The sequence below is a fragment of the Mycobacterium sp. genome, assembly GCF_019247635.1.
Classification (GTDB): domain Bacteria; phylum Actinomycetota; class Actinomycetes; order Mycobacteriales; family Mycobacteriaceae; genus Mycobacterium.
On record NZ_JAFBAR010000071.1, the window covers coordinates 1 to 20,324 of the forward strand.

At 65.2% G+C, this 20,324-nt stretch carries 23 protein-coding genes; 13 read left to right on the forward strand and 10 right to left on the reverse strand.

All coding sequences use genetic code 11. From position 1 onward, the window contains the following. Positions 1-40: 40 nt before the first annotated feature. Positions 41-643, forward strand: coding sequence for a TetR/AcrR family transcriptional regulator (locus JO236_RS10355; RefSeq protein WP_416362210.1), 603 nt, complete (start codon positions 41-43; stop codon positions 641-643). Positions 644-782: 139 nt separating this feature from the next. Here the strand turns inward: JO236_RS10355 and JO236_RS10360 are convergent, their stop codons facing one another. Both JO236_RS10360 and JO236_RS10365 read right to left on the reverse strand, forming a co-directional pair. Continuing rightward, positions 783-1,895 (reverse strand): fatty acid desaturase family protein, encoded by a 1,113-nt coding sequence (locus tag JO236_RS10360; RefSeq protein WP_293329404.1) that lies wholly within the window; start codon positions 1,893-1,895, stop codon positions 783-785. A gap of 45 nt (positions 1,896-1,940) precedes the next feature. Then, positions 1,941-3,023, reverse strand: coding sequence for a ferredoxin reductase (locus JO236_RS10365; RefSeq protein ID WP_293329405.1), 1,083 nt, complete (start codon positions 3,021-3,023; stop codon positions 1,941-1,943). 69 nt (positions 3,024-3,092) lie between these two features. Here JO236_RS10365 and JO236_RS10370 point away from each other — a divergent pair, with 69 nt between their 5' ends. Next, entirely contained in the window at positions 3,093-3,776 is a 684-nt protein-coding gene (locus tag JO236_RS10370; protein ID WP_293329406.1) for a TetR family transcriptional regulator, read from the forward strand. A 3-nt stretch (positions 3,777-3,779) separates the two neighbouring features. Here the strand turns inward: JO236_RS10370 and JO236_RS10375 are convergent, their stop codons facing one another. Next, positions 3,780-4,385, reverse strand: a complete 606-nt coding sequence (locus JO236_RS10375) for a GNAT family N-acetyltransferase (protein WP_293329407.1) — start codon at positions 4,383-4,385, stop codon at positions 3,780-3,782. A gap of 113 nt (positions 4,386-4,498) precedes the next feature. On the opposite strand from JO236_RS10375, the gene JO236_RS10380 reads away from it, so the two are divergent. From JO236_RS10380 to JO236_RS10395, 4 genes are all read left to right on the forward strand, one after another. After that, on the forward strand, positions 4,499-5,587 hold the full coding sequence (locus JO236_RS10380; protein WP_293329408.1) for a F420-dependent hydroxymycolic acid dehydrogenase: 1,089 nt from the start codon (positions 4,499-4,501) through the stop codon (positions 5,585-5,587). A gap of 176 nt (positions 5,588-5,763) precedes the next feature. Further along, entirely contained in the window at positions 5,764-6,627 is an 864-nt protein-coding gene (locus JO236_RS10385) for an SDR family NAD(P)-dependent oxidoreductase (RefSeq protein ID WP_293329409.1), read from the forward strand. Positions 6,628-6,637: 10 nt separating this feature from the next. Further along, positions 6,638-7,207, forward strand: coding sequence for a nuclear transport factor 2 family protein (locus JO236_RS10390; protein ID WP_293329410.1), 570 nt, complete (start codon positions 6,638-6,640; stop codon positions 7,205-7,207). A 99-nt stretch (positions 7,208-7,306) separates the two neighbouring features. Next, on the forward strand, positions 7,307-7,936 hold the full coding sequence (locus tag JO236_RS10395; protein ID WP_293329411.1) for a TetR/AcrR family transcriptional regulator: 630 nt from the start codon (positions 7,307-7,309) through the stop codon (positions 7,934-7,936). Here the strand turns inward: JO236_RS10395 and JO236_RS22510 are convergent. Together JO236_RS22510 and JO236_RS10400 are read right to left on the reverse strand one after the other, a co-directional pair. After that, positions 7,933-8,127: a TrmO family methyltransferase domain-containing protein gene (locus JO236_RS22510; RefSeq protein WP_416362208.1), complete on the reverse strand. Its 195-nt coding sequence runs from the start codon at positions 8,125-8,127 to the stop codon at positions 7,933-7,935. The two genes, JO236_RS10395 and JO236_RS22510, sit on opposite strands and share 4 nt — an antisense overlap. A gap of 141 nt (positions 8,128-8,268) precedes the next feature. Beyond that, positions 8,269-8,703 carry a hypothetical protein gene (locus JO236_RS10400; protein ID WP_293329412.1) on the reverse strand — a complete coding sequence of 145 codons (435 nt, stop codon included), beginning with the start codon at positions 8,701-8,703 and terminating at the stop codon, positions 8,269-8,271. Positions 8,704-8,846: 143 nt separating this feature from the next. Between JO236_RS10400 and JO236_RS10405 the strand changes: the two genes are divergently transcribed. After that, positions 8,847-10,151, forward strand: coding sequence for an acyl-CoA dehydrogenase family protein (locus tag JO236_RS10405; protein WP_293329431.1), 1,305 nt, complete (start codon positions 8,847-8,849; stop codon positions 10,149-10,151). A 91-nt stretch (positions 10,152-10,242) separates the two neighbouring features. Here the strand turns inward: JO236_RS10405 and JO236_RS10410 are convergent, their stop codons facing one another. After that, entirely contained in the window at positions 10,243-10,698 is a 456-nt protein-coding gene (locus tag JO236_RS10410; RefSeq protein WP_293329413.1) for a MaoC family dehydratase, read from the reverse strand. A 20-nt stretch (positions 10,699-10,718) separates the two neighbouring features. Between JO236_RS10410 and JO236_RS10415 the strand changes: the two genes are divergently transcribed. The 5 genes from JO236_RS10415 (at position 10,719) to ag85C (ending at position 14,579) form a co-directional block, all read left to right on the forward strand. Then, a complete protein-coding gene (locus JO236_RS10415; RefSeq protein ID WP_293329414.1) occupies positions 10,719-11,216 on the forward strand; it encodes a metallophosphoesterase family protein in 498 nt (165 codons plus the stop codon). A gap of 56 nt (positions 11,217-11,272) precedes the next feature. Continuing rightward, complete coding sequence (locus JO236_RS10420; RefSeq protein ID WP_293329415.1) at positions 11,273-11,734, forward strand: MarR family winged helix-turn-helix transcriptional regulator; 462 nt, start codon at positions 11,273-11,275, stop codon at positions 11,732-11,734. Then, complete coding sequence (locus JO236_RS10425) at positions 11,731-12,555, forward strand: ATP-binding cassette domain-containing protein (RefSeq protein ID WP_293329416.1); 825 nt, start codon at positions 11,731-11,733, stop codon at positions 12,553-12,555. Before JO236_RS10420 ends, JO236_RS10425 begins: the two co-directional genes overlap by 4 nt. Continuing rightward, a complete protein-coding gene (locus tag JO236_RS10430; RefSeq protein WP_293329417.1) occupies positions 12,545-13,384 on the forward strand; it encodes an ABC transporter permease in 840 nt (279 codons plus the stop codon). The genes JO236_RS10425 and JO236_RS10430 overlap by 11 nt, the downstream gene beginning before the upstream one ends. 190 nt (positions 13,385-13,574) lie before the next feature. Then, positions 13,575-14,579, forward strand: a complete 1,005-nt coding sequence (gene ag85C, locus JO236_RS10435; protein ID WP_293329418.1) for a diacylglycerol acyltransferase/mycolyltransferase Ag85C — start codon at positions 13,575-13,577, stop codon at positions 14,577-14,579. A 58-nt stretch (positions 14,580-14,637) separates the two neighbouring features. On the opposite strand, the gene JO236_RS10440 is transcribed toward ag85C, so the two are convergent. The 4 genes from JO236_RS10440 to JO236_RS10455 form a co-directional block, all read right to left on the reverse strand. Beyond that, positions 14,638-15,324 (reverse strand): YoaK family protein, encoded by a 687-nt coding sequence (locus tag JO236_RS10440; RefSeq protein ID WP_416362209.1) that lies wholly within the window; start codon positions 15,322-15,324, stop codon positions 14,638-14,640. Positions 15,325-15,365: 41 nt separating this feature from the next. Continuing rightward, complete coding sequence (locus tag JO236_RS10445; RefSeq protein ID WP_293329420.1) at positions 15,366-16,727, reverse strand: maltokinase N-terminal cap-like domain-containing protein; 1,362 nt, start codon at positions 16,725-16,727, stop codon at positions 15,366-15,368. After that, a complete protein-coding gene (gene treS / locus JO236_RS10450; RefSeq protein ID WP_293329421.1) occupies positions 16,727-18,544 on the reverse strand; it encodes a maltose alpha-D-glucosyltransferase in 1,818 nt (605 codons plus the stop codon). The genes JO236_RS10445 and treS overlap by 1 nt, the downstream gene beginning before the upstream one ends. 108 nt (positions 18,545-18,652) lie before the next feature. After that, a complete protein-coding gene (locus JO236_RS10455; RefSeq protein ID WP_293329422.1) occupies positions 18,653-19,732 on the reverse strand; it encodes a S1C family serine protease in 1,080 nt (359 codons plus the stop codon). Between the two features lie 160 nt (positions 19,733-19,892). Between JO236_RS10455 and JO236_RS10460 the strand changes: the two genes are divergently transcribed. Further along, positions 19,893-20,300 carry a TIGR03668 family PPOX class F420-dependent oxidoreductase gene (locus tag JO236_RS10460; RefSeq protein ID WP_293329423.1) on the forward strand — a complete coding sequence of 136 codons (408 nt, stop codon included), beginning with the start codon at positions 19,893-19,895 and terminating at the stop codon, positions 20,298-20,300. The last annotated feature ends 24 nt before the right edge of the window (positions 20,301-20,324 follow it).

A 20,324-nucleotide genomic window follows, 5' to 3' on the forward strand; every position in this document is an offset into this window, starting at 1 on the left:
CCTGACAAGTATTCCGGGAAAGGGGGCCGGCGTGACAGCAGTGTCCAGCGACGCAGACTGCGCGGGCCTGGTCGCCTCAGACCCGTTTCGGCTTCGACTGCTCGACGGCTTGGCCGCGGCGATCGGTGAGCAGGGCTACCGCGCCACCACCGTGGCCGACATCGTCCGCCATGCGCGCACTTCGAAGCGCACCTTCTACGGCCAGTTCGCCAGCAAGGAACAATGCTTCCTCGAACTGCTGCGGACCGAGATCGAGATCATGGCCGAAGACATCCGGGGTGCGGTCGATCCGGAGGCGGACTGGCACGACCAGATTCGCCAGGCGGTCCACGGTTACGTCGGCAATATCGAGTCCCGACCGGCCATCACCTTGAGCTGGATCCGTGAACTTCCGTCCCTGGGCGACTTCGCTCGCCCCGTGCAACGACAGGGGCTGGAACTGTTGACGAACTTGCTGATCGACCTGAGCAGCAGCCCGGGGTTCCGGCGCGCCGGCCTGCCGCCGCTGACGCAGCCGCTGGCGGTGATCTTGGTCGGCGGTCTGCGGGAACTGGTCGCGCTGGCCGTCGAGGACGGCAGGCCCCCTCGCGACATCGTCCAGCCGGCGGTGGATGCTTCTATCGCGTTGCTGGGGCCTCGGTAACCGCGGCGAGCAGGCGCAAAAGCACTCGAAACGGCACGTTTTGCGTGCTTTTGCGTCTGCTCGGCCGCGCGGCCGACGCGCGGCCGAAACGCCCGGACGTGCCAGCAGTGCCCGAACTGCCGGCGCGGCGACTCCGGCCTCAGGCGGCCACCGGCACGCCCTCGCGCTGCTCGGTTTTCGACAACGCCGACCGCGACTCCGGGAAAGTGAGTTTGACGATCTTGCGGACGACGGTGCCGAACTGCTTGAGCAGGGGGCCCTTGTTGTAGGGGATGCCGTAGCGTTCGCAGATCTCCTGCACCTCGGGTGCGATGTCGGAGTAGCGGCGGGCCGGCATGTCCGGGAACAGGTGGTGCTCGATCTGGTGCGACAGATTGCCAGACAACAGGTGGAAGATCTTGCCACCGGTCAGGTTCGCCGAACCGAGCACCTGGCGGAAGTACCACTGTCCACGGGTCTCGTCCTTGGTCTCCTCGACAGTGAATTCCTGTGTGCCGTCTGGGAAGTGGCCGCAGAAGATGATCATGTAAGACCACACGTTGCGCATCAGGTTGGCCGTCAAATTCCCGGTGAAGACGAACGGCGCGGAGGGGCCGGCCAGCAGCGGGAAGGCGACGTAATCCTTGAGCGCCTGGCGCTTCGTCTTTTTCCAGATGGCCTTGAGCGTGTCGCGTTTGTCGCGCACCCGGATCTCACCGGAGCGGATCTTTTCGGTTTCCAGCTCGTGCAGGGCGACGCCGTACTGGAACAGCACCATCAACAGGAAGGCATAGAGCGGGTTGCCCAGGTAGTACGGGCTCCAGCGCTGGTCCTCGCTCATCCGCAGGATGCCGTAGCCGATGTCGCGGTCCATCCCCACGATGTTGGTGTGGGTGTGGTGCATGTAGTTGTGCGAGTGCCGCCACTGGTCAGCGGGGCATGCGGTGTCCCACTCGAAGTCGCGGCCGGAGATCGTCGCGTCACGCATCCAGTCGTACTGGCCGTGCATGATGTTGTGCCCGATCTCCATGTTGTCCAGGATCTTCGCGACGCCCAGCATCGCGGTGCCGGCCAGCCAGGCCGGCGGGAGGATCCCGGCGAACAGCAGCGCGCGTCCGCCGACCTCCAGCGTGCGCTGGGTCTTGATGACGCGACGGATGTAGTCGGCATCCTGCTCGCCGAGGTCCGCCATCACGCGCTCCTTGATGGTGTCGAGCTCGCGGCCGAAGGCGTCGGCCTGCTCTTTGGTCAGGGTGATCTTGTCGTTTGACATTGGTTCTCCTCCCATGATTTACGGGCTTTTCAGTGGCTTTACGGCTTACAGACTGAGGTCCACGTCGCCGACGGGAACCGACACACAAATCTGCACGTCCTCGTCGGGTCCGGTGGAGACGGCGCCGGTGATCAAATTGCGCACGGTGCCGGAGGTCTTCCGTCGCGTGCAGGTGTGGCAGATGCCCATCCGGCATCCGTTCTCCGGTGTCAGGCCCGCGGATTCGGCCTGTTCCAGCAATGAACGTCCGTCGTCGGCAACGTCAATGCCGCTGTCCGCGAAGCTGATTCGCCCTCCTGACGGATTTGTCGGCGGCTCGAACACCGGTGGCACGAAGCTCTCGGTGTGCACGTTGTCGCAGTGCTGCGTGACGGCGTCTACCAAACTGGTTGGCCCACAGACGAACACCACGTCCGGCTCATGCCCTGAAGGCATGGCCGCCCTCAGGTGCTCGGCATCGAAGCGACCGACAAGGTCGCCGTCGTCGGATCGGGTGTAACCGTGCAGCACCCGCACGCCGGGCATCTCGGCCAGCTCGTCGCGGTAGCACGCCTCGGCGGCGCTGCGCGAGTAGTGGACGAATGCGATCTCACCCGGGTGACCTTCGGCGATCAGCGTGCGCAGCATCGCCAGGACGGGCGTGATCCCGCTGCCGCCAGAGACGAACAGGATGCGTTGGGGCCGCCGCTCCGGCAACACGAAGTCGCCACCGATGCCGGACAGGCCGAGCACCATGCCACGACGGGCCCGCTCGTAGAGAAAGGTCGAGACCAGTCCGCCGTCGTGCTGACCGATCGTCAGCTCCAGCTGCGAGCCGCCTTCGGCGTTGGCCGGCGAATAACACCGGGTGTGCTTGCGGCCGTCGATCTCGACCGTCACGTTGACGTACTGGCCCGCCTTGAGGGCGCTGCGGCCAGTGAACGCGGCGTTCGGCGCCAGGGTGAGGGTGACGCTACGCGGCGTGGTGCGCCGCACATCGACGACCTTGGCGCGGGCCTCCCCCAACGTCCACGTCGGCGTCACTAGCTCGGTGTACCGGTCGACGCCGTGCGGTCCGGTGAGCAGGTCAACCAGGTCAGAACTCAGGACTCGCTTGGCGAACGTCCGAGTGAAAGTTTGAGTGAACATATGTACACCGTGACAGGATGCTGCGCAGGTGGTCAAGGGTTTTGGCAGCTCTGTGTTACGGTTCACATAGTGAACGGTCGTACTCCTGGAACACACCCGCGACGCTCGGGCCATGAACGTCGCCGCGACCACACCTCCAGTCCCTCGCGCGGGGAGCGCAAAGAGGCGACCCGGCGCTCCATCGTCGCCGCAGCCCTCAAACTGCTGGCCGACCGCAGTTTCGGTGCCCTGAGCCTGCGCGAGGTCACCCGCGAAGCGGGCATAGTCCCCGCGGCGTTCTATCGCCATTTCGAGTCGATGGAGGCCCTGGGCCTGGTGCTGATCGACGAGTCGTTTCGCGCCCTGCGCGACACCCTGCGCGGGGCGCGCGCCGGCAAGCTCGACCCCAACCGGGTGATCGAGTCATCCGTCGAGATTCTGGTCGGCAGCGTCGCCGAACGGCGCGAGCACTGGCGTTTCATCGCCCGGGAACGGTCGACCGGAGTATCGGTCCTGCGCTATGCCATCCGCACCGAAATCCGGCTGATCACCTCCGAGCTGGCCACCGACCTTGCCCGCTTCCCCGGGTTGAACACGTGGAGCACCGAGGATCTCAATGTGCTGGCAAGCCTATTCGTCAACGCGATGATCGCCACCGCCGAGGCTATCGAGGACGCGCAGAGCGCCGAAGCGCTGGACGAGATCAACCGAATTTCGGTGAAACAACTACGGATGATCGCAATCGGCATCGCCGGGTGGCGCAGCATTCCCTGACGGTCACCGTGGCTCGCGCCACATCGCCCACATCGGGGGTCCGCCCATGGGCAGCTCGATCGTTCGAATCACCGTGAAGCCGAAACGCTCGTAGTAGGGCACATTTTCGGGTTTGCTTGATTCCAGGTAGGCCGGACAGTACTCGGTGTCGCACCGCGCCAGCCGGGACCGCATCAGCACCTGGCCGAACCCTTGCCCCCGCACGGTCGGGTCGCTGCCGATGGCGGCCAGATACCAGTGCGGTTCCTCGGGGTGCGTACGCTTCATCATTTTCTGCACGGCACGCCCCTTGGCCGACCGGTAGCCGAACACCCGCAGGTATGCCGGCAGTTGCGCGAGCTGCGCCCAGCGCGATTCCTGCCATCGGTTCGGCGGATCCCACAGTGCCGCCGCGCCGATTCCCGGCCCGTCGCGGGCCACCTCCACACCGCCGCCGGCCAGGTGATGGTGCCGAGTCATCGTCGCGAACAACAGCGTCAGCTGCCCGAGCCGCGCGCTGGCACCGGGAAGTAACCAGCTCATCACCGGGTCGTCGTAGAACGCCCGAGCCATGGTCAGCGACAGTTCACGGACATCCGCTTTGCGTGCCGGCTGGGCCTGCAGGGTCACCAAGTCAGGCTAGAACAACCGCGGGCGCACGAGTCCTCGGCCAAGGTGACGCCGGCTTCACCCCCGACGCATCCGGCGAGTGTGACGAGCTGCCTGGCGGGTACTCCGAGCCGGTGACCGGCATCTCTCGGCGGACATTCGGCCAGTTGGCCGCCGGCGCCGGCGCGCTCGGTGTCGCCGGTGCGCCGGCCGGCTGTGACATCCACCGCGGGTCCCCGGCCGGCCCGACGCCCTCGCCAGGCAAGGGCGTCGGCATCACGCTTTCGCATGAGCAATTCCGCGCCGACCAACTGGTCGCCCAAGCGAAGGCGGCCGAACAGGCGGGTTTTCAGTACGCATGGGCCAGCGACCACCTGCAGCCGTGGCAAGACAACGAGGGCCATTCGATGTTTCCGTGGCTGACACTGGCATTGGTGGGCAACAGCACCAGCCACATCTCGTTCGGCACCGGGGTGACCTGCCCGATCTACCGTTACCACCCGGCGACCGTCGCCCAGGCATTCGCCTCGCTGGCGATCCTGAGCCCGGGCCGCGTCTTCCTGGGACTGGGCACCGGCGAGCGGCTCAACGAGCAGGCCGCCACCAACACGTTCGGCAAATACACCGAGCGCCACGACCGGCTCATTGAGGCCATCGACCTGATCCGGCAGCTGTGGAGCGGGGAGCGAATCTCGTTCGCGGGCGACTACTTTCAGACGAACGCGCTGAAGCTTTACGACGTGCCCGCCAGCCCGCCGCCGATATTCGTGGCCGCTGGTGGACCCAAGAGTGCCGCGCTGGCCGGCCAGCACGGCGACGGCTGGATAACACAGGCCCGCAACCTCCAGAACCCCAAGCTGCTCGATGCGTTCAGCGCCGGCGCGCAGAAAGCCGGGCGCGATGCGACGGGGCTGGGCAAGCGAGCCGAACTGTTCGCCGTCGTCGGCGATCACACCGAGGCCACCCGCGCCGCCACCCTGTGGCGATTTACCGCCGGCGCCGTCGACCAACCCAATCCCGTCGAGATCCAGCGTGCCGCCGACGTCAATCCGATCGAAAAGGTGTTAGCCAACTGGACGGTCGGCACCGACCCCGCCGTCCATATCGGTGCGGTGCAGTCGGTTCTCGACGCAGGCGCCATTCCGTTTCTGCACTTCCCCCAGGACGACCCGCTCGCCGCCATCGACTTCTACCGGACCAAGGTGCTACCCAAACTGCACTAGCGCCAGCGCACCTGCGACCGCGAGCAGCGCACCTGCGACCGCGCCGGCGCACCTGCGACCGCGAGCAGACGTAAAAGCACCCGACACGCCGACGATTCGTGTGCGTTTGCGTCTGCTCGCGGTGAAACGGGGAGGCCCCTTGCCTAGAAAAATTACACGTGTAATCATTCGTAGCCGTGGGTGTGCTGGACGGCAAGGTCGCCGTCGTCACGGGAACTAGTCGCGGCGTCGGCGTGGGCATCGCGCACGAGTTGCTGCGAGCAGGAGCGACGGTCATCGGTTGTGCACGATCGCCGTTGGACGCGCTGCCCGGCGTCGACTCCGAACCCGACTGGACGCAGCGCAGCGCCCAATTGGTCTGCGACCAAGGCGATTACGGCGCTATCGATGCGTTCGTTCAGCAGGTCGTCGACAGCTATGGCCGGATCGATATCCTGGTCAACAACGCCGGCGGCACCGTGCCGGCCCCGCACGTCGACGACATTCCCGAACTGGTGCAGCGGCTGCAGGGCTCCCCGCGGGCCGCCGACGACTTCGAACGCACCGCCCTGTTCCACGCCTTCGCCGTACAGATGAACCTGATCAGCCCGATGTGGTTCGCGATTCGCGCCTACCGGCAGATGAAGACGCAGGACGGCACCGGTTGCATCGTCAACATCTCCAGCGGCGCCAGTCATCCGGCGGGCTCGCCCACGCTGGTGTCATACGGCGCCGCGAAGTCCGGGCTCAATCACATGACGCGGTCGCTCGCGCAGGAATGGGGGCCCAAGGTGCGGGTCAACTGTGTGGCTCTGGGCCCGACCATCACCGACAACTTCCGGGCGTTCGTGCTCAACAAAGACGACCCAACGGGCACAGAGTATTTCGCGAAGGTCCCGATGCGGCGCGGCGGCGAGCCCGCCGAAGTGGGCCGCACCGTCGTCTTCTTGGCTTCTGGCGCAGCCGATTACGTCAACGGGACGACCATCGAGATCGACGGCGGCATGCTACCCGGGGTGCTCTACGAGGCGGGGCTGAAGACCATCACCGATCTGATGTGAGGAGATATTCATGACGTGTGACCGCGCCGAATTCGACCAGTTCTGGGACGACTGGCTGGACGTGAATCGCCGGGCGCAGGACGCCGGCGACTGGGGTGTCATGGCGGACTTCTACGAACCTGACGCCAGCTACGGATGGTCGTATTCGCCGACCGACCAGTTTATGGCCAACGGCCGGGACGAGATTCGCGATCTGGCTCTCGGCACCGAGATGCTCGGCTTTCAAGGCTGGATCTATCCCTACCAGACGGTGCTTTTCGACGACCGGTCCGGGCAGGCGTTCGGCCTGTGGCGCCAGTTGTCCACCTTTGCATCCCCCAGCGGCGAGCCCTACGAAATCCAGGGACTGGGCGGCAGCTGGTTCCAGTACAGCGGACGCCGCAGCTGGTCCTGGCAGCGCGACATCTTCGATGTCGGAATGGCCACTGCCGCAATGCTTGACATCCTGCGCGACGGCAAGAATACCCCGGAACTCGATGCACGGATGGCCGCAATCCGCGCCGGCAAGCAGCCCGGTCACTACGGCTCGTGGGCCGAGATGAGCGCGCCGCTGTGGCCCATACGGACCGTGCTGACATGAGGCGCGTCGTGCAGTACTCGACGGCAATGTCGGGCGACACTCGTTGCGCATGCTGATCGAGCGGCCCGATCTAGAACATTCGGAGCGTATGACTTGCCTATGACACGGCCGCGCAGACCTCCTGGCGGCGGCCAGGCGCGCGCGGAGCGCAGCCGGCAAGCCGTCATCGACGAAACCGTCCGCTACATCCTGCGCGAGGGATTCGCCCCGCCCAGCATGCGGCAGATCACCGACCGCGCCGGGGTGACCTGGGGCGTCGTGCAATACCACTTCGGCGATCTGGACGGGATCCTGATGGCGGTGGTGGACAAGGGATTCGGCGAACTGCTCGAGATGCTTGACGCGCTGCCCACCCAGGCTGCGACGATCAGTGTCGGGCAGCGCCCGGCGTTCGTCGTCGACGCGGTGTGGCGGGCTTTCTCCAGCCCGACGTCGATGGCGGCGCTGGAGATCCTCATCGCCAGCCGGGGCGCGCGCACCGCGACCGCCAACGCGCACCTGGCCGCAATGACGGCACGGATGACCGAGATCGGTGAATATCTCGGAACCGGTCTCTCGCGGTCGCGGGCGAGCCGGTTGGGCAACATCATCTGGGCCACCATCCGCGGCCTGGTGGCGGTGCAGCTGACCTGGCCGAAGCCGTTGGACAGTACCAGAGACCGTCAGATGCTGGTCGACGTCATCACCGCATACCTCTCCGATCAGCGAAAGATCAAGCGGCAGGGCTAATCCCAGTAATGCTTCATGAGTTCGGTCGCCCCCTGCGGCTGCCGCAGCGGCCCGCGGGGGCCGAACTCGCTCATGTAGGGCTTGATGTCGATAACCGGCGTTCCATCGATCGCGTCGAGTCCGCGCGGTCGAACAGGTACACCACGTCGATGTGCGAGAAGCCGTCCAACCCCACAGAGCTGACTCGTCATACCGGTCCGAGAGGCGGATCACGGCCGTCTCGGCGTCCCAGTCGTCATCGACCGGCTTCACCCGCGTGCTGGAGACTTTGCCGATCGGCACGATAACGATTTCGGTGTGCGACTCCATCGGGCTATTCAACCGCTGCGCGATCAGGCGCGCGCCCGGCGGTGGCTGAGAACGGCAAGGCCGACCGCGGCGAAGACGAGATCGGCCACGATTTCCACGACGGCCGTCACCCACGAGAACCAGGTCACCCCGGCGGCCGGGGCGGGGTTGACGAAGGTATCGCTGAATGGCCCCCACGTCGGCAGCAGGTGCGCGGCGCTGAATCCCACGGCACTGGCGATTCCGACGACGACCGCAGCGTGCGGTGCCCAACGATTTCGCAGGATTACCAATATGACGGTGATTACCGCCGCGAGGATTTGCGCATTACCCGCCGCCACCACCGCCGGTGGGCTGGCCTCCATTCCTCGGCGGATATGGTCAGCGGCGTGCAGCCCGAGAGCCAGCGCGAAAAACACTGTCGCCCAACCGAACCTGCTCTGCCAGTCGAATCGGCTGGCGGTATCGCGTTTGTCCATGGTCCGTGTCCCAACTCTGGATGAACCCCGACGTGACTACTACGCAGTGTAGTACTCCGTGGCGTTCCGGGCAAGGTGCTTACGATGGTGTGGCTTCAGCGACGATGCCGGCGCGGGGTTGCGCCGGGGAACGGTTGGCGACGGTGTGGGATTTCGAAACGGACCCGGAATATCAGGCGAAGCTGGACTGGGTTGAAAAGTTCATGGTCGACGAGCTCGAACCGCTGGATCTGGTGGCCCTCGATCCCTATGACAAGAAGAACGCCGAGATGATGGCGATCCTGCGGCCGTTGCAGCAGCAGGTGAAGGATCAGGGCCTGTGGGCCGCCCATCTGCGTCCCGAACTCGGCGGCCAGGGCTTCGGCCAGGTCAAGCTGGCGCTGCTCAACGAGATTCTCGGGCGCTCACGCTGGGCGCCATCGGTGTTCGGCTGCCAGGCCCCGGACTCGGGCAACGCCGAAATCCTGGCGCTGTTCGGGACCGACGAGCAGAAGGCCCGCTACCTGCAGCCGCTGCTGGACGGCGAGATCACCTCCTGCTATTCGATGACCGAACCGCAGGGCGGTTCCGATCCCGGAATGTTCGTGACGGCCGCGGAGCGGGACGGGTCGGGTGAAGGGGACTGGATCATCAACGGGGAGAAGTGGTTTTCCACCAACGCCAAGCACGCGTCGTTCTTCATCGTCATGGCCGTCACCAACCCCGAGTCGCGCACCTACGACAAGATGTCGTTGTTCATCGTCCCGGCGGAGACACCCGGCATCGAGATCGTCCGCAATGTCGGCATGGGCGCCGAGTCTGCCAAGCGGGCCAGCCACGGCTACGTCCGCTACCACAATGTCCGGGTGCCGGCCGATCACGTGCTGGGTGGTGAGGGCCAGGCGTTCATGATCGCGCAGACCCGGCTCGGCGGCGGCCGGATCCACCACGCGATGCGCACAATCGCGTTGGCGCGCAGGGCATTCGACATGATGTGTGAGCGGGCGGTGTCACGCAAGACCCGGCATGGGCGCCTCGGCGACTTTCAACTGACCCAGGAGAAGATCGCCGACAGCTGGATCCAGATCGAGCAGTTCCGGCTGCTGGTGCTGCGCACGGCCTGGCTGATCGACAAGCACCACGACTATCAGAAGGTCCGCCGGGACATCGCGGCGGTCAAGGTCGCGATGCCCCAGGTGCTGCACGACGTTGCCCAGCGCGCCCTGCACCTGCACGGCGCGCTCGGCGTCTCCGATGAGATGCCGTTCGTCAAGATGATGGTGGGCGCCGAGTCGCTGGGCATCGCCGACGGTGCCACCGAATTGCACAAGATGACAGTCGCCCGGCGCACCTTGCGCGAATACGAGCCTGTGACAACGCCTTTCCCGTCTCAGCACATCCCAACCCGGCGGGCGGAGGCCGAGGCGAGGTTGGCCGAACGCCTGGAACACGCAGTCGCTGAGTTTTAGCGGCCCGACCCGCCGAGCAGACGCAAAAGCACCCAAATCGGCTGGATTTTGGTGCTTTTACGTCTGCTCGGCACACTTGGACCCGGCGCACTCAGGTGACGTAGCGGACGATGCTTTCGGCCACGCACGCCGGCTTGGCCGACCCGTCGATCTCCACAGTGGTCGACACGGTCGCCTGCGTGGCACCGTTGCCGACGTCGTCGACGCCGAGCAACGTGCTGGTCGCGCGCACCCTGGACCCCACCGGCACCGGCGCGGGGAAGCGAACCTTGTTGAGGCCGTAATTGATTGCCAGCTTGATGCCGTTGACGGTGTACATCTGGTGCATCAGCCGCGGCAGCAGCGACAGCGTCAGGTATCCATGAGCGATGGTCGTGCCGAACGGTCCCTTGGCCGCCCGCTCGGGGTCGACGTGGATCCACTGGTGGTCGCCGGTCGCATCGGCGAACATGTTGACGTTTTCTTGCGTAACGGTCACCCAGTCGCTCTGGCCGATGGTGTCACCCACGGCGCCGGCAAGGTCTGCTACTGACTCAAAAGTGCGCATGGCGGGTAAGCATAGAACTCGTGAGGCTGCTGTTGATCGCCGATACCCACGTGCCGAAGCGCGCCCGTGACCTGCCCGCGCGGGTCTGGGACGAAGTGGTGCACGCCGACGTCGTCATGCATGCCGGCGACTGGGTGGCACCGGAGTTGCTCGATAACCTCCAAGCCAGCTCCGCGCGGCTGGTTGGCTGCTGGGGCAACAACGACGGACCGGGCCTGCGCGAGCGGCTGCCCGAACGCGCCGACGTGACGCTGGCCGGCGTGCGTTTCACGGTCGTGCACGAGACCGGCGCCGCGGTCGGCCGTGAGGCGCGCATGTCGCGGCTGTATCCGGATAGCGACGTCCTGGTGTTCGGGCACAGTCACATCCCGTGGGATACGACGACGAAAACCGGTTTGCGTCTGCTCAATCCGGGTTCACCGACCGACCGTCGGCGACAGCCTTACTGCACCTACATGACGGCGGGCGTCGACGGCGGCGCGTTGACGGACGTCGTTCTGCATCGCCTGGAAAAGTAGCTGCCGGCTAGCTTGCACACAGCGGGCACACATATATAGCTCGTATACAGAGGTATATGCCCAAGCTCGATACGCGCACCGACATGGTCACCGAGGTGTTCGGTGTCGTCGGCAGATTCCGACGTCAACTGCGCCGATCAGCCAGTCGGGGACTGGATTCGGCCGGACTGTCCGAGTCCCAGGCGGAGCTGTTGTGGCTGGTCGGCCGACGACCCGGGATCTCAGTCAGCGCCGCCGCCGCGGAACTGGGACTGGTTGCCAATACCGCCTCAACCATGGTCTCCAAGCTGGTGGCCAGCGGTTTGCTGCTCCGGACGGTCGACGAGACGGACCGTCGCGTCGGCCAACTGCGGTTGGACAAGCCCACCCAGCAGATCGTCGACGCGTCTCGGGCCGCTCGGCGAGCAATGCTGGCCGAAGCGCTCGGAAGGCTCGATGACGAGCAAATCGTTTCCTTGGCAAGAGGATTGGAGGTCCTTGACATGGTGACTCGACAATTGCAGGAGCAGCACTCATGAGCGGATCACTACCGATGGCGATCGACTGCAGGCAGCTGACCTATCGCTACGGCCAGTTCACCGCCGTCGATGGCGTGACGTTACAGGTGCGCCCAGGCGAGACGATGGGTCTGCTTGGACCCAACGGCGCGGGGAAGACGACGTTGGTCCGTATGCTCACCACCTTGACTCCGGTGCAGGACGGCGAACTGCGTGTCTTCGGAATGGACTCCCGTACGCAGACCGTCGATATACGCAGCAATATCGGCTATGTCCCACAACAACTCTCGATCGAACCAGCCTTGACCGGTCGGCAAAACGTGGAATGGTTCGCGCGGCTGTACGGGGTGCCTCGCGCCCAGCGTGTCCGTCGCGTCGATCAGGCATTGCAGGCCATGGACCTGCTCGACGTGGCCGACCGGCTGGCCGGCGCCTACTCCGGCGGCATGGTGCGCCGGCTGGAGGTGGCCCAGGCACTGGTCAATCGGCCGTCGCTGCTGGTACTGGACGAACCGACCGTCGGGCTGGATCCGATCGCCCGCGACGGCGTCTGGACGCAGGTGCAAAACATGCAGGCTCAGTTCGGCATGACCGTGTTGTTGACCACCCACTACATGGAAGAGGCCGACGCGCTGTGCGATCGCGTCGCGCTCATGCATCACGGCGTGTTACGGGCCGTGGGCACGCCCGCGGACCTAAAGGCGCAGATATCCAAAGCGTCGCCCCGTGCCACGCTCGAAGACGTCTTCCGCCACTACGCAGCCGGCGATCTGAGTACCGAGGCGCCCTCCGGGTTCCGCGAAATCCGTTCCAGCAGAAAGGTTGCCAGTCGTGTCGGTTGACGTAACCGCCCAGCACACCGCGAAAGCCAAGGCCGCGAGCCTCATCAGCGCCCCGCGCGGATGGGAGCGAGTCGGTGCGACATCGAGCAGGGTCGCGGCCTTTGCAATCGTCGAACTGCAGAAGCTCAAGCACGATCGGTCCGAACTCGTCACCCGCATGGTGCAGCCGGCGTTGTGGCTGCTGATCTTCGGTACGACATTCAGCCACCTGCATGTCATCAAGACTGGGTCGGTGTCGTATCTGGCCTTCCTGGCACCGGGAATCATCGCGCAGTCGGCCCTGTTCATCTCGATCTTCTACGGCATACAGATCATCTGGGATCGGGACGCGGGCATCCTCGCCAAACTCATGGCCACCCCGGCGCCCGCATCGGCGTTGGTCACCGGCAAATCGTTTGCGGCGGGCGTGAGATCGGTCGCCCAGGTCGTCGGCGTGTTGGCGCTGGCGTATGTGATGGACGTGGGACTGACCATCAACCCGCTGCGGATTATCGCGGCAATGGGTGTCGTCATGCTCGGAGCGGCGTTCTTTGCCTGCCTGTCAATGACCCTGGCCGGACTGGTTCGCAGTCGCGATCGCCTGATGGGCATCGGGCAAGCCATCACGATGCCGCTGTTCTTCGCGTCCAATGCGCTGTACCCGGTCGACGCGATGCCCACCTGGCTGCACGTGCTCAGCAAGGTCAATCCGTTGAGCTACGAAGTCGATGCTTTGCGCGCGCTGCTGATCGGCACGCCGTTCAATCCGGTGGACATCGTAGTGTTGGTGATTGCGCCCGTGGTCGGAATCGCCACGGCATCAACACTTTTGCGTCGCTTAGTCGCGTGAGTTAATCGTGACCTAAGCGTGATGACCGGGTAAGGTATCGGGCCCGAATCCCAATCGTTAGCCAACCGCGACGTCAGTCTCCGGCCGCGACAACTGAATCCAACGACGCTCCCGTGCTTCACTCACCCAGAACGGATGCGACCGCCATGTGCGGCACCGAAAGATCGACGAAATGGGATGGGTAGGAGCTATGACGTTCTTCGAAGAGATGCGAAAGTTGCGCGGCGCAGCGGCAACCGCGCCGCGCCGGCTGGCTGTCGCGGCTCTGGGAGCTGCGCTGTTGTCCGGTCTCGTCGCTGCCGTCGGCGGCTCGGCGACCGCAGGGGCGTTCTCCAAGCCAGGTCTTCCGGTCGAGTACTTGCAAGTCCCGTCACCGTCGATGGGCCGCAACATCAAGGTCCAATTCCAGGCCGGCGGGCAGCACGCGGTCTACCTGCTCGACGGCCTGCGGGCGCAGGATGACTACAACGGTTGGGACATCAACACCCCGGCCTTCGAGGAGTACTACCAATCCGGCCTTTCGGTGATCATGCCGGTCGGCGGTCAGTCCAGCTTTTACAGCAACTGGTACCAACCGTCCTCGGGCAACGGGCAGAACTACACCTACAAGTGGGAGACGTTCCTGACTCAGGAGATGCCCGCCTGGCTGCAGGCCAATAAGGGTGTTTCGCCGGCGGGTAACGCGGCGGTGGGCCTGTCGATGTCGGGCGGTTCGGCGCTGATCCTGGCCTCCTACTACCCGCAGCAGTTCCCTTACGCCGCTTCGCTTTCGGGCTTCCTTAACCCATCCGACGGCTGGTGGCCGACGCTGATCGGGTTGGCAATGAATGACGCGGGCGGTTACAACGCCAACAGCATGTGGGGCCCGTCCAGTGACCCCGCGTGGAAGCGCAACGACCCGATGATTCAGATTCCGCGACTGATAGCCAACAACACGCGCATCTGGGTGTACTGCGGTAACGGCACGCCCAGCGACCTCGGCGGCGACAACATGCCGGCCAAGTTCCTGGAAGGTCTTACGTTGCGCACCAACCAGCAGTTCCAGCAGACCTACGCGGCTAACGGCGGGCGCAACGGCGTGTTCAACTTCCCGGCCAACGGCACGCACTCGTGGCCGTACTGGAACCAGCAGTTGCTCGCCATGAAGCCCGACATCCTGCAGGTGATCAACGCGGCCAGCCCTCCCGCCGCCTGACCCACACAGCCAACATCGACAGCAGCGCAACGGCCAGCGCTGCTGTCGATGTTTTTTGTCATTCCCCTTTTTCCAGCAGCGCGCGACGGTCCTGGTGGAAGTAGGTATAAACGGTCGTCAGCGCACATACGGCCGAAGCGATCAGCAGCATCCAGGTTCCGTTGACCACCAGGCTGATGCATCCGCCCAAGGTGGCGCCAAACACGAAGCTGGCGAACAGCAGAAAGTAACCGAGCCAGTCCGCCGCCGTTCCGCCCGCGATGTGGCGTACGATGCCCTGGCCCATCTTGACCAGCGTGCCGGTCACATAACTCAAGGGAATCGACACCTCGCCATCCTTGACGAACGACGTGTTCAAAGCGCCAACACCGAAGACCACCAACATGATTGGCGCGAAGTCGAGAAGATCCTCTTCCCATCCCTCGTCGATGACGTCCACCACGGTGGCGACCAGCAGGCTGAGGGTAGTCAGCACGGTCGAACCATGAGGGTGTGCGACCCAGAAATGACGCCTGCACCATGACGCAATTACCACGCCGGCGACGAAGCACAGCAGCAGCGCACCCGCGGTGACCGACAGCCGCACATCATGCCGGACGTACCCCAGCACGGCCCGTTGCGCATTGCCGGTCATGAAGGTCACAAAGTACCCGGCGGAGTGGGTGAAGGCGGTAGCTCCCAGCACGCCGGCAAGCGTCGCCAGGACCCACGACAACCGCGCCTCGCTGTCGAAAGTTTCTCTCACCACGCGAACATGCTTCCAGAAGTGCCAAGCGCGCGCAGGGATCAGCCTTGAGTGAGGCGGGCGATCGACCGCAGCGGGATCGGCAACCAACCGGGCCGGTGGCGCGCCTCGTAACCGGCCTCGTACACGGCCTTGTCGAGTTCGTAGGCGCCAAGCAGGACGGCCGAATCTCGCGGGTCGGTTTCCGAAACAGCCGCGTACCCGTCGCAGAACGCGTCGCGATTGCGCTGCACCCATTCCCGGGCGCGGGCGGCCAGCTGTTTGTCGGCGGCCTGGTCTACCAAGGGTCCATACGCTGCGTATTCGAAGGATCGCAGCACGCCGGCCACGTCGCGCAACGTTGAATCGGGCGCCCGCCGCTCGTCCAGGGGCTGGCCCGGCTCGCCTTCGAAGTCGATCAGTAGCCAGCTCTCCGGGGTCCGCAGAACCTGGCCCAGGTGCAGGTCGCCATGCACGCGCTGCACGGTGATCGGCTCGCCGGCGAGCTCGGCGAATCGCCGCGATATCGTCGCGGCATAATCGCCCAGTTCGGGCACCGCGACCGCTGTCGACGACAGCCGTGCCAGCACGGTGTCTACCGGGAACGTGGCCTCCGCCGTGCCCAGGGATTCCGCCAACGTTGCGTGCACGGAGGCGACGGCCTCGCCGAGTCGGTAGGACTCGCCGGCAAAGTCGCCGCCGACCTCGTGCGCATACAGATCACCCTCCGCGAACAGGTCGCGCACGCTGGTGGTGGCCATCGCCCAGCCCTCGGCGGCGTTTGCCTCATATTCGGTCGCCATGCCCAGCGGACACGCCAGTCCCTCGGCTTCGCCGGGCGTGACCAGGTCGTACGTGCCGAGTAGGCGGGCCACATGCGGGTTGCCGGCACGGGCCAGCGCCCGATTCAATTCGATGTCGGGGTTGATTCCGCTGCTGACGCGACGGAACACCTTGAGGATTGCCCGGGGATCGAAGATCACGCTGGTGTTGCTCTGCTCGCCGTCCAGAACCCGGGGATACGCGTCCAGGGGCAGTTCGGCGTCGGGCTCGCGGGTGAACGCCACCTCAGTGCCTGCCGCGTCCCGCACGGCCGACTCGTTGATCAGCGACAGCAGGTACTGCGGCGCGCTCGTGTCGTACAACGCATCGAACGCGGTCCGACCGTCGGCGCCGCCGATGGTGGCTACCGTGCTGAATTCCGAGATCGGCGCGGAGTCCCACCCCACGATCACCTGGTAGCGCTCCGACGAACCGTCGGTATAGGCGACGTCAACCAACACCAGGTCGAGGTTGTCGCGCAGCGGCACGACCAACGCCGGTTCGGCGGCCTTGAGATCGCGGCTTCGCCCGGCATACCAACGTTGCTGGGGCAGCCACTCGGCCCAGGGCAGCTTTGCCGACGGCTGGGCTTGCAGTGTCATCAGCGCCGCTCCTCGTCAGATCCGCACAACTGGAACCAATAGAAGCCGTGTCCCGGCAATGTCAGCAGATAGGGGAGGTGGCCGATCTTCGGGAAATTGACCTGCCCGGTCAGCTCGACGGGCGTGTACGCACTCCAATGCTGCAGGTTCAGTTCGATGGGCTGCGGGAAACGCGACAAGTTATTCACACACAGGACGGTGTCGCCGTCCGTGTCATCAGAGCCGGCTGAACTCGGGGCCTGGCGCACGAAAGCCAGGACCGACGGGTTGGATCCGCCCAGCTCCTGGAACGTTCCCACGGCGAACGCCTCGTGGCGGCGGCGCACCGACAGCATCATGCGGGTGAAGTTGAGCAGCGACGTCGAGGTGTCACGCTGCGCCTCGACGTTGACGGCCTGGTAGCCGTAGACCGGGTCCTGGCTGGGCGGCAGATACAGCCGGCCGGGGTTGGCAGTGGAGAAGCCGGCGTTGCGGTCCGGCGTCCACTGCATCGGGGTGCGGACGCCGTCGCGGTCACCGAGCCAGATGACGTCACCCATGCCGATCTCGTCGCCGTAGTAGAGCACCGGCGAACCGGGCAGGGAGAGCAGCAGCGCCGTGAACAGCCCGATCTGGTTGCGGTCGTTGTCCAGCAGCGGCGCCAATCTGCGGCGGATGCCGACATTCGCCTTCATCCGCGGATCTTTGGCGTACTCCGCATACATATAGTCACGCTCGTCGTCGGTGACCATTTCCAGCGTCAGCTCATCGTGGTTACGCAGGAAGATTCCCCATTGCGCCAGGTCTGGAATGGGGGGTGTGTGCGCGAGGATCTCCGAGATCGGAAAACGCGACTCGCGGCGGACGGCCATGAAGATCCGCGGCATCAGCGGGAAATGGAACGCCATGTGGCACTCGTCGCCGCCGGTGGTTGTGTCGCCGAAGTACTCCACGACGTCGTCGGGCCACTGGTTCGCTTCGGCCAGGAGCACTCGTCCGGGAAATTCGTCGTCGACCACCTTGCGGACCCGCTTGAGGAACGCGTGCGTCTCGGGCAGGTTTTCGCAGTTGGTGCCCTCCCGTTCGAACAGGTAGGGCACCGCGTCCAAGCGGAAGCCGTCGATACCCAGCCCGAGCCAGAAGCGGATCACGTCGATCATCGCTTCCTGCACCGCAGGGTTCTCGTAGTTCAGGTCGGGTTGGTGGGAGAAGAAGCGGTGCCAGTAGAACTGGCGACGCACCGGGTCGAAGGTCCAGTTCGACTCTTCGCTATCGACGAAGATGATCCGGGCGTCGGTGTACTTCTCGCTGGTATCGCTCCACACGTAGTAGTCGCCGTACGGCCCGTCGGGGTCGTTGCGCGATTCCTGAAACCAGGGGTGCGACTCGGATGTGTGATTCATCACCAGGTCGGTGATAACCCGGATTCCGCGTTGGTGAGCCGCGTCCAGGAGTCTGACGAAATCATCGACCGTGCCGAACTCGGGCAGCACCTTGTAGAAGTCCCGGATGTCGTATCCACCGTCTCGCAGCGGCGAGTCGTAGAACGGAGGCAGCCAGATGCAATCGATGCCGAGCCACTGCAGATAGTCCAGCCGGTCGATGAGTCCGCGCAGGTCGCCACAACCATCCGCGCTCGCGTCGTAGAACGCCCGGACCAGCACCTCGTAGAAGACGGCATGCTTGAACCAGGTCGGGTCGGCGGGCAGTGCGGCGGCGTTGCCGAAATCCGCGGCATTTGGGTGCTCGACCACACCCCTTTCGACGTGACTTCCCCCGGCTGGGTCGTGAGCGGGATCGTCCTGAAGGGCCCCAATATCCGAGCTCGCGGCGTTCATCAAGTCCACGATGCCACGTGTACCCGAGGCGTGCCGCACGGAATCATGCGGCCAATCAAGTCCGCCGCCAATCGAATTGGGGACAGACACGTAAAATCCGCGCAGTTATCAGGCCGGCGGCCCGTCCGCCAACGTCACATTCTGGCTGCGGACCCCGCCCGATTTCGACTGCCAAATCACCGTGACGGTATCCCCCGGGTGAAACCCGGTGAGCACATCCGTCATCGTCGTCGCCCCGGTGATGTTGACGTTGTTGACCTTGGTGATCACGTCCCCGACGTCCAGTCCGGCCGCGGCGGCCGGGCCGCTTCCCACCACGCGTTCGACCCGCGCACCGCTGCCGCCGTTGTCCACAACACCCAGGCCGAGGAACGCGGTGGGACCGATGTGCACGGTGCCCGACCCGTTACCCGACCGGATCTGCCCGGCGATACCGATGGCCTGACCGATCGGAATCGCATAACCCGTCCCACCCGACATCTTGTAGGTGTCGGTGGCGGCGGTGGTCATGCCGACCACCTGTCCACCGTTGTTGACCACGGGCCCGCCGGAATCGCCGGGCTTGATAGCGGCATCGACCTGGATCAAGCCGCTCAGCGTCTCCTCCGCGCCGGTCACGGCTTCGGACGCCTGGACGGCCTGGTTGAGCGCGACGACTTTGCCCGGCGATGCTGTGGGCGCTCCGCCCTGGCCGCCGGTGTTGCCGAAGGCGACGATCCCCTCCCCGACGCCGACGCCGCCCCCGATCGCGGCGGCGGACAGCCCGCCGGCGCCGCGCAGCTGGATGACCGCGACGTCGTGGACGCGGTCGTAGCCGACGATGTCGACGGCGTAGGTCTGGCCACTGCCGACGCTGAACGCGCTGATGTCGGTGGCGCCCATGATGACGTGGTTGTTGGTCAGCACGACGCCGTTGGGATCAATCACGATTCCGGTCCCGGCTCCGATGGCGTTGTTGTAGCCGAGGTTGGTGTTGATGTTGACCACCTGCGGACCCACCTGCGCGGCCAGCGTGGCCGGGTCCAGCGGGAACGCCGGAAAGTCAGCGAATCGGGTGAGGCCCGGGGCCGCCGGCCCGGAAGGTGCGGCGTGCGCAGGTATGGCGCCTGGGCCCAGGGCCACGCTCAGCGCAGTCAGCACGCTGACCAACCATGGCCACCTCAGCGTCCGGTGATGCGATTTGCTCATCCCGTACCTCCTGCGTCGGAGTAAAGAACCAAAATTGCCCCGGCCTTCGGGTCCGGAGCGGTACGACGTTGTTTACGTAACCGTAGTCCACGTTGCCAATCGCCGGAATTGTCGGCCCGCGATACGCACTCGGCCGATGCGCTCGCCCTAAGCTGGCCCCGTGGGCGAATTCGACCCAAAGGTCGCCTTCACGCAGTCGCCGGTAGCGCGATTGGCGACGGTCAGCGCCGACGGTTCACCGCACCTGGTGCCGGTGGTCTTCGCGGTCGCTGGGAACAGCGTCTACACCGCGATCGATGCGAAGCCGAAAACCACGCAACGGCTGCGCCGGCTGGCCAACATCGAAAGCAATCCCAACGTCAGCCTGCTCGTCGATCACTACGACGACGAGTGGACGCAGCTGTGGTGGGTCCGCGTCGACGGCAACGCCCAGATCCATGACGACGGCACGGAAATCGACACCGGCCGCCGGCTTCTACGCGCCAAATACGTCCAGTACCAATCGGTTCCGCTGAACGGCCCGGTGATCGCTGTCGCCGTGCACCACTGGTCCAGCTGGCACGCTTGACCTGAAGCGGCGTCCACATCCAAC